Here is an 8,604-nt window from a genome sequence, read left to right as displayed (position 1 = left end):
GGTCGGCGCTCTGATGCGACGCTTCACGCCAACCGAATGCGCAAACTATTTTAGGGCAGCAGGATATGACCCCGATTGAACAGGATTTGCTCTAGACGCTCGGCTATTTGCTGGGCACTTTCCTCTCCACTGCAAAGATCAAGAACCGCGACTTGTTTCAAAGCGTCGGGATAGGCCGGACGCCAGGATCGACCAACCATCGAAGTTCTCGCCTCCGGAAACGCCTCTCGAACCCATGCGGTCAAAGTTCCACGACCCGGATAGCCTAACGCTCTCATCGTCGCAGAGATACAGTGATCGTGAGTGCGGTAGTGCTCAAGCGCCGTCTGCTTCTGGGCCTCAGTAAACTTCGGCGCGCGAGCCACACAACGAACGCGTAGGTCTTGATGCTGCTGGTACTCGCGATACCAGTTCCGCAGCGCATTCTTGGTCGGATAACCCAACTGGCGGATCGTCGCCTTAACCCGCTTGCCGAGCTTGATATACAGCTCGAACGCGCGAATTCTGTCAGCATGGGAATACATGAACTACCTCCTGGTGGTCCAAGTTTTAGTCCGCATCCCCTCAACAATAAAACAGGACAAAGCCATTCAGGCAAGTGCAGGTGATGTTTCCGCACGGCTTCCCGATGAGCAGCGCCGGGCGATCGAGCATATTACGGAGCCGGAGCGGATAGCGGCGGTTGTCGGGTTCACCGGCGAGGCCGAGGCGCACGGGGCGGAGATTGTCCTTGTTGGCGACCATAAGCAGCTATAGGCGATCGGGGCCGGCGCACTATCTTTCAGACCAATGACGGCAGCCAAACGTTCGCGCCGAGCGACAGATCGTGTTCCTTGAGAATAGTCGCGATCTTGGCGTCAAGAACGGCATGTTGGGAACAGTAGAAAATGTCGAGCCGGGTCTTCTCGACATCCGGCTCGACAAACGTGCTGGCGGCCAGACTTCCGACCGCGTCATCTCTTTATCAACAACAGATTACGAAGCCGTTGACGACCGCTATGCGACGACGACGTTCCGATGTTCAAGATGATTTTGATATTCTCGGCGGTTCGGCCGACATATTCTGCCCCAGGGCGGCAGCGTGGGACCTACTGTTGTTGCGGATTGCGCGTCGACATGGACCAATGCCCGCGTTCAGCAGTTCTCAACTGCCAGGAAAGTTGAGTTGCCCGGAAGCGACGCAACATCGTTTAAGGGGGCTGGATAGATGCTGTACTGGGGCATCGGTGTCTGATATCTCATCAAAATTCCTCCCATTCGCTCTTGTTGGCATCGAGCGCGGCATTGCCGGAAAAGGCGGATGCAAGCTTGCGGCCAAGAGCGCGGGCCGGTGATGTCTCGCGCTTCTCGTGGCCTGCCATATGGCGGACCGTAGGAGCGGGCGCTGCCATCAGGGAGCTGTTGTCAACCAGCTTGAATTGCGCCAGAAGTCCATTCAGGGACGCGGCTTCCCTGGCGAGGCTATGGCTGGCAGCGGTTGATTCCTCGACCATGGCCGCGTTTCTTTGCGTGTCCTGGTCCATCTGGTTGACAGCGCTATTGATCTGCTGGAGCCCCGAGGACTGTTCCTGAGCTGCCTCAACGATGGCTACAACGTGCCGGTTGATCTCCTGCACTTCGGAAACGATTGTTTTCAGCGCCTCGCCGGTATCGCCGACGAGCTGCACACCCGTCTGAACCTGCACGTTCGATGTAGTGATCAGGCCCTTGATTTCCTTCGCCGCATTTGCGGATCTTTGTGCAAGTTCTCTTACCTCCTGCGCGACGACGGCAAAGCCCTTGCCGGCATCACCGGCGCGAGCGGCTTCAACACCCGCGTTCAGCGCCAGGAGATTGGTCTGGAATGCAATTTCATCGATCACACCAATGATATTGCTGATTTCGCTCGCCGAGGTTGCGATCAATCCCATGGCGGTGACGGCCTTACGCACCACTTCACCCGACTGCTCGGCGCCTGCCTTCGCACGATTGACTAGCTGGCCGGCTTCCTGCGCGCGTTTAGTAGAATCTTTTACCGTGATCGTGATCTCTTCCAGTGCCGCAGCTGTTTCCTCTACAGCAGCAGCTTGCTGTTCTGTGCGCTTGGCGAGGTCATCGGCAGCCGACCTGATCTCGCTTGCGCCAGCGTTGATGCCGTGCGCATTCTGCGAAACTCGTACTAACGCCTCCTGAAGCTTGCTCGCCGACTGGTTGAAGTCCTTGCGCACTGTATCGAGGCTTTCCACAAAGGTGTCATTGATCCGATAGGAAACGTCGCCATCCGACAATTTCGACAGAGCGATCGCCAGGTTGTCGACGGCGAATTTTACATCGGCTGCCTCTCTCACCCTATGCTCCTCACGGATGACCCGTTCTTTCTCATTCATCGAGCGATTAGCTTCTGTCTGCCGCTCAAGCCGGATGCGCTCAATGGCATTCTCTCGGAAGATCTGAACGGCGGCGGCCATTTCACCGATCTCGTCCCTGCGACCCATGACGTCAATTTCTGCGTCCGTATCGCCATTCGCCAACGATGTCATCTGTTCACGAAGGCGGGCGATGGGTGCTGTAATTCCCCGTGACGATACGAACACGGAGCCAGTTATGCCGAGGAGGAACACTATACCGATAATGACCGACACCTTGATGATGGTGGAATCGGTTGCCGCTGTGATTGCGTCGGCCGTCTTGTTCACGGCTGCAACGTTCTGCTCTGTCCAGTTTCGGAGGTCGACACGCCATGCGTTAATCTGTGGGTCAATTTCAGAGAGGATCGCCCGCGCGATATCTGTGCGCCCTGCGTTCTGATGGACGATGATCTGGTCGGCTTTGCTGACGATATCTTTTAATCGAGCGGCAAAGACGTCTGCTTCGGCACCATATTCTGGTGCCAGCTGCTTCGCACTCGCCAGACGGCTGAAGGTCGTATCGAGGTTCTCCCGATAAACCTGTTCAATTTCGTGGGCCTGTGGCGAACCCGGATCGAACGCCAGTATTTTGAATGCCTGCGCCATGCTTGCCATATAGGAGGTCGCAGCGCGCGCGACTTCAAGCGTTGCGGCGTTATTCTGGTCTATGAATATGCTGTAGGTCGTATCCGTTTCCTTGTATGCCTTGGAAACCATTCCTATGCCGCCAAGTCCCAACAAGCTGATGGGGATGATAAGTGCCAGAATCTTCGCCCGAATTTTCGTATTTTTGAAAAATGACATCTGTAAACTCGCTATATATAAATGTTCCGAGCCTTCCGGTGTCGACGGCTGCGCGGAAGCGGGGGATTGAACATCACACGTTGTGCACCATACTCCAGAGCGGAGCAGGATATTCGTCCGTCGTCATGACGTAACACTTGGGTTGCGACTGAGCTACCCCACTGACCTGAACCTAGGGTTTTAATAAATGCCTTAGTGGGTTAATAAGAAATTACTTATGCAGATAAATGCAATTTTTAATTGTTCCGATTTACGCTTAAGCCGCGTTCAACTTCTCTTGAAGGCAATTGAGTACCAAAGTTCGCGAACTTTGATCTCGTGGAGGTTCTGTCGTTGCGTTGTGCTGTGTTCCTCACCGCATCAGGATATTGGTTGTCGTTTCCCAAATTGAGTATCTGAGCCTTTAATCTCAAGCACGAGAAGACCCGCTCGTTGCGGAATTGTACCTTGCCTTTGTTCTCTATTAAGGCACTCGCCAAGCAAAGTTTCAGGAGGTTCTTAAATTTGCTGTTTCCATCCAAGGGTCAGATTACTGTGATAGATATGGGATGTCTGATGACCCGACCGGAATGTTAGGCTCTTCTGTTGCGATTGGTCATTTTAAATATTAATTAAGAATCGAATGAGCGGCCGATTCGAATCGGTGGGCATGACGCCAAAGCCTTCAAGCGGGTAACCCGTAGTGAATTTTCCTGGTAAATTCAAAGGATTGAAGTATGGCTAGCATCCTCACCAATTCTGCCTCAATGGCAGCACTCCAGACGCTTCGTTCGATTGATCGTGATCTAGCTACAACGCAGGCGCGTATTTCGTCCGGCCTAAAAGTTGAATCCCCTGCTGATAATGCGGCATACTGGTCGATTTCGACGACTATGAAGAGCGAAAGCTCCTCTCTAGGTGTTATCGGAGAAGCCCTAGGAATGGGGGCGGCCCTTGCCGATGTTGCGTCAACAGGGACCCAATCGTTGATCGACCTTTTGGCTCAGGTCCGCGACCGTGTTGTGGCGGCGGGTGAAAGCACCAATGATAAGGACAAGATTCAGACGGAACTTGATCAGCTCTACACTCAGATGACGGATACCGTTGAATCGGCCTCGTTCAACGGGCAGAACTGGTTGTCCGCCACGAACAAGGCTGGAAGCGACCTAGGAAGTGGAACAAAAGTCATTTCCGGCATAACGAGTGGAGAACTCCAGTTTATTGGTGTCACTTTAGATGCCGCAGATGGAAAGAATACTGCTCAAACTGTTGCAACTGTCACAAGCCTGGACGTGGCGGATCTGGAAGACACCGCGATTTCAGCAACGTTGGGCATTATTGATGCTGCTATGAAAAATCTGATGGAGCTCGGTTCGACGTTCGGTGCAGCTTCAGCACGTATGGACATTCAGAAAGATTTTATTTCAGCTTTGACGGACGCAATTGATCGCGGCATAGGATCACTGATCGATGCCGATATGAACGAAGAGTCAACCCGTCTCAAGGCACTTCAAACGCAGCAGCAGCTAGCTGTGCAGTCGCTTTCTATTGCGAACACCAGTTCCGAAAACATCCTTCGGCTCTTCCAAAACTAACAGCTTGGCAAATTGCAAAGCCCGGTTCCAATCGGGCTTTTTCGCACGACGTCGTGTACACGTTTTCTTAAGAAGTAGACGATAGTTTCCTTTCCTGAATGAGCAGCCGACGATAGACATCGGCGGGCATGATGCCGAAGCCTTCAGCCGGAATGCCGGAATGAATTTTCTCATAAAATTCAAAGGAAACAACCATGGCGAGCATCCTCACCAATTCGTCCTCGATGGCAGCCCTCCAGACCCTGCGTTCGATTGACAACCAAATGTCGACGACCCAGTCGCGCATTTCTTCAGGCCTCAAAGTTGGCTCTGCTTCGGACAACGCCGCTTACTGGTCAATCTCCACCACCATGAAGTCCGAAAGCTCTTCGTTGAGTGTTGTCGGTGAAGCTCTCGGTATGGGATCGTCCCTCGCAGACATCGCATCTACTGCGACCCAGTCTCTGATCGATCTCATGAGCCAGGTACGCGATCGCGTAGTGGCAGCAGGTGAAAGCACCAACGACAAGGACAAGATCCAGACGGAACTTACTCAGCTCTACACACAGATGACTAACACCGTTGACGCTGCATCGTTCAATGGTCAGAATTGGCTCAAGGCTACCGACAAGACTAACGCTGATCTCGGTGCGTCCACGAAGGTTCTTTCCGGCATCACGGGCGGCACTCTGAATTTCATCGATGTTAACCTGGAGACAGGCTCGACCAATACGAGCGAGGTTGTCGCTACGGTCACTGCTCTCACGCGGACCGCCCTCGATGATACAAATATCCAAGCGACGCTTACAACGATTGATACTGCAATCAAAGGCCTGACTGAACTCGGTTCAACGTTTGGTGCTGCTTCGTCCCGTATGGGTATCCAGAAGGACTTTATCGCATCCCTGACGGATGCTATCGACCGTGGTGTTGGTTCGCTGGTTGACGCTGACATGAACGAAGAGTCCACTCGCTTGAAGGCGCTTCAGACGCAGCAGCAACTGGCGGTTCAGTCGCTGTCGATTGCCAACTCCAGCTCCGAATCGATCCTCCAGCTCTTCCGTTAATTCAAATTGTTGCGCCAGAAATTATGGAAAGGCCCGCGTTCAGCGGGCCTTTTTTTCATGGTTGAAATAGTTGGTGTTAAACCAGTTCCCTGCTTGCTCGGCGTATCTCTTGAGCAAATGGATGTTGGCGAATTCTGCAATTTCATCACGCAACTGAGGCGACATGCTACACAATGGCGACCCGTTGATCGATTTGGGCGGAAATACGAGATTTTTCCCATCTGGAGCTTGAAGCAATTGCAAATCGTACAGCATTAACCCCGCTGTGATCTGCAGATTGAACGTGCACAGGCACTTAAACCCTTTGGGGCTGAGTTTATCTTCGTTCATTCTTACGTTTTCAATCTGCATGACCGCATCTCCGTTACTTTCAGCCGCCCTTTGATATCACTCAACCAGTAGGATTCCCAGCATGGTCTCAATCGCGGTTTTGGTCTTTTCCTCGTAGAGGTTCAGCGAACACCTTGTTTCTTCTAAACAACGCCAATTCTTTTACAAGGGCGTGATCTCACCGTGCTGTTAGGACGGGAAAGGAAAATTTGCTCGTGCCTAAGTTTGTGCTGCCCGCTTGCAACCAGTTCAGGCCGGTAATTCCCATGTTTGGATTCCATGCGGAAAAGATATTCGGCTAACATTTATCACTCGAAGCTTTCGCGACGCTGGCCCCTAAACATTAAAGGGGCACAGATATACTGTAGGCAGATCAGACGGTGAACGATAATGGACGGAAGCCAGTTTCATCGACGGCAGGCTTGTCTTCCCAAAGATAATCGCCGGTCAAATTCACATGCTCCCATGTGAGAGGCGACAGACTGGAGAGCATATGCTCTGGGACGGCCTGTCCAGCGGTTTGTAGTGCGTCGACGACACGACCGGTATAGATCGTATTCCAATGAATGATGGCGGTGACGACCAGGTTGAGGGCTGACGCCCGGATCGACAGGCTTTCCTGGCTGCGATCGCGGAAACGGCCAAGACGATGAAGATTGACGGCGCGGACAAGACTGTTGCGGCTTTCGCCTTTGTTCAGTTCCGCCGTGGTGGTCTTCCGTAGCTCCTCGTCATTGATCTAGTCGAGGGTGAACAGCGTGCGTTCGATCCTGCCCATCTGGCGCAATGCTTGGGCGAGACCGCTAGGGATCGGCTGGCCAGCAGTTCAGATTGAGATTGTGATTGTGATTGTGATTGTGAAAGGAGACTGCGGTAGTGGCTGTAGGGCGGGAGGGCGTGAATTGGCGCCGATACGCTCGATAGCATCGCACATGTCGGTATCTTGTGAGTTGGGAGGTACCCGTGACCACAACGTCACCAGTCTGCAGGGGGCGTGGGCAACGATATCGTTGCCCGGCGTCCAAGTAAATGTTCTGGGCGTTCGAAAACTGCGATGTCTTCATCGTCTGCCGTCCCTTCTCAGCCAGGAATTGTACCGGGAAATTCTAATCAAAACAGTATCCGCTCGAAGAGTTCAGATCAGCTTCGCCCGATGTGCGTGAAGCCAGCAGCGTGCGATCAAAATTCCTAGATAATAAGATCTTTTGGTTGCATTTTTACTGGAATCTTGCATAAAAGTCGCTCTATGCAATCGTATGATTGTATTAATTCATTAAGGTAGGACATATGAATAAAACTTTGAAATTTCTTTTTCTCACAGCTGCGGTTTCATTGGGTACAACCGTAGCCCATGCAGCGACCGTTAATCTTTCGATTAACAATTTCAATGGGGGAACTGGAGCGCAAGCCGTTTCCATTGACGCGGTGTCTTGCACTGGTTGCACGACGTCCTCTACGACATCTATTCCTTTGAATACAACGCGTACCTCCTCTGCGACCGTGAATGCGGATGCTACGAGCATGACATACGTCATCGCGTATTACTCTTATTACGGCACATCTTTCCAGAAAAAGGGTTGCCGAGCGACTATTACGTTGTCCACCGCAGCAGGAAAAGCCACTGGGATTATGAGCTCCTCTTGGCTTGCTCATGCGGGTAATGCAACGTGCACCACTTTGTCTTCGCCCACCCTAAACACAATTACAGGTGAGGTTGATTGGAGCGTTCGGATTAACGCTAAGAATTGAAACTTTTTCGAAGGCGCTCTTTTTCGAGGCGCCTTCGATTTCATGTAGTCTACTGTCAGTACCGGAGCAATACTCCCCATTAGGAGGTGCGGACAAATTCTTGGACTGCTTATGCTGCAATTCCAAGATTCCGGCGGTATTCGGCTGGGCTAATTCCGCCCAGTGAGAGCTTTATCCGATGCTGGTTGTACCACTGGATGTAAGAATCCAGCTGATGCATGAAGTCGAGCAGGGTCGTATTGATCCAGGTGCGATTATAGTACATCTCGTTCTTGAGCCGCCCAAAGAATCCTTCGCAGGCCGAATTGTCCGGCGAGCACCCTTTGCGTGACATGGATCGGGCCAATTGAGCATTTTGCATACGTGACAGCCAGCCGGGCCAACGATAATGGGCACCCCGATCCGAGTGCACAACAGGGCGGTCGGCACTGCCGGTGATTGTTTCAATTGCGGCATCGAGCATTGTGTTCACCAGCTCTGCGTCTGGCCGCGTGCTGACAGACCAACTGACGACTAAACCATCGAAACAATCGATTATGGGCGACAGATACACTTTACCGGCTGGCAACTGGAACTCGGTGATATCGGTCAGCCATTTCTCGTTTGGTTTCGCAGCGTGGTGACCTTGCCCCGTTAAAATAATCCATTTTGAAGTAAGCTCTGGCCCATTGAGAGGACCAGAGAATGAAGCGTAACCGTTTCACGGACGAACAG

The 8,604-nt window shown here is 52.4% G+C and carries 6 protein-coding genes and 3 pseudogenes; 4 read left to right on the top strand and 5 right to left on the bottom strand.

Annotated features, from left to right (window positions below; genetic code table 11):
- Positions 1-92: 92 nt before the first annotated feature.
- Positions 93-524, bottom strand: a pseudogene (locus tag ACI2KA_RS26520) (IS3 family transposase); the annotation flags it as partial.
- Here ACI2KA_RS26520 and ACI2KA_RS26515 point away from each other — a divergent pair.
- Together ACI2KA_RS26515 and ACI2KA_RS26510 are read left to right on the top strand one after the other, a co-directional pair.
- On the top strand, positions 523-756 hold the full coding sequence (locus tag ACI2KA_RS26515) for a hypothetical protein (protein ID WP_404505422.1): 234 nt from the start codon (positions 523-525) through the stop codon (positions 754-756). The pseudogene ACI2KA_RS26520 and the gene ACI2KA_RS26515 sit on opposite strands and share 2 nt — an antisense overlap.
- Before the next feature lie 70 nt (positions 757-826).
- A complete protein-coding gene (locus ACI2KA_RS26510; protein WP_404505421.1) occupies positions 827-1,030 on the top strand; it encodes a hypothetical protein in 204 nt (67 codons plus the stop codon).
- 211 nt (positions 1,031-1,241) lie between these two features.
- On the opposite strand, the gene ACI2KA_RS26505 is transcribed toward ACI2KA_RS26510, so the two are convergent.
- Positions 1,242-3,191, bottom strand: a complete 1,950-nt coding sequence (locus ACI2KA_RS26505) for a methyl-accepting chemotaxis protein (RefSeq protein ID WP_404505420.1) — start codon at positions 3,189-3,191, stop codon at positions 1,242-1,244.
- Positions 3,192-3,907: 716 nt separating this feature from the next.
- On the opposite strand from ACI2KA_RS26505, the gene ACI2KA_RS26500 reads away from it, so the two are divergent.
- Together ACI2KA_RS26500 and ACI2KA_RS26495 are read left to right on the top strand one after the other, a co-directional pair.
- On the top strand, positions 3,908-4,765 hold the full coding sequence (locus tag ACI2KA_RS26500; protein ID WP_404505419.1) for a flagellin: 858 nt from the start codon (positions 3,908-3,910) through the stop codon (positions 4,763-4,765).
- A 194-nt stretch (positions 4,766-4,959) separates the two neighbouring features.
- Positions 4,960-5,811: a flagellin gene (locus ACI2KA_RS26495; protein WP_404505418.1), complete on the top strand. Its 852-nt coding sequence runs from the start codon at positions 4,960-4,962 to the stop codon at positions 5,809-5,811.
- Positions 5,812-5,850: 39 nt separating this feature from the next.
- On the opposite strand, the gene ACI2KA_RS26490 is transcribed toward ACI2KA_RS26495, so the two are convergent.
- The 3 genes and pseudogenes from ACI2KA_RS26490 to ACI2KA_RS26480 all read right to left on the bottom strand — a co-directional run.
- Positions 5,851-6,162, bottom strand: a complete 312-nt coding sequence (locus tag ACI2KA_RS26490) for a hypothetical protein (protein ID WP_404505417.1) — start codon at positions 6,160-6,162, stop codon at positions 5,851-5,853.
- Positions 6,163-6,514: 352 nt separating this feature from the next.
- Positions 6,515-6,955: pseudogene (locus tag ACI2KA_RS26485) on the bottom strand (Tn3 family transposase); the annotation flags it as partial.
- A gap of 1,044 nt (positions 6,956-7,999) precedes the next feature.
- Positions 8,000-8,527: pseudogene (locus tag ACI2KA_RS26480) on the bottom strand (IS3 family transposase); the annotation flags it as partial.
- Between the last annotated feature and the right edge of the window lie 77 nt (positions 8,528-8,604).

The organism is Agrobacterium sp. NPDC089420 (assembly GCF_044900305.1).
Classification (GTDB): Bacteria; Pseudomonadota; Alphaproteobacteria; order Rhizobiales; family Rhizobiaceae; genus Agrobacterium.
Note: the sequence above shows the minus strand (reverse complement) of the source record. Positions and strands in the feature narration are given on the sequence as shown.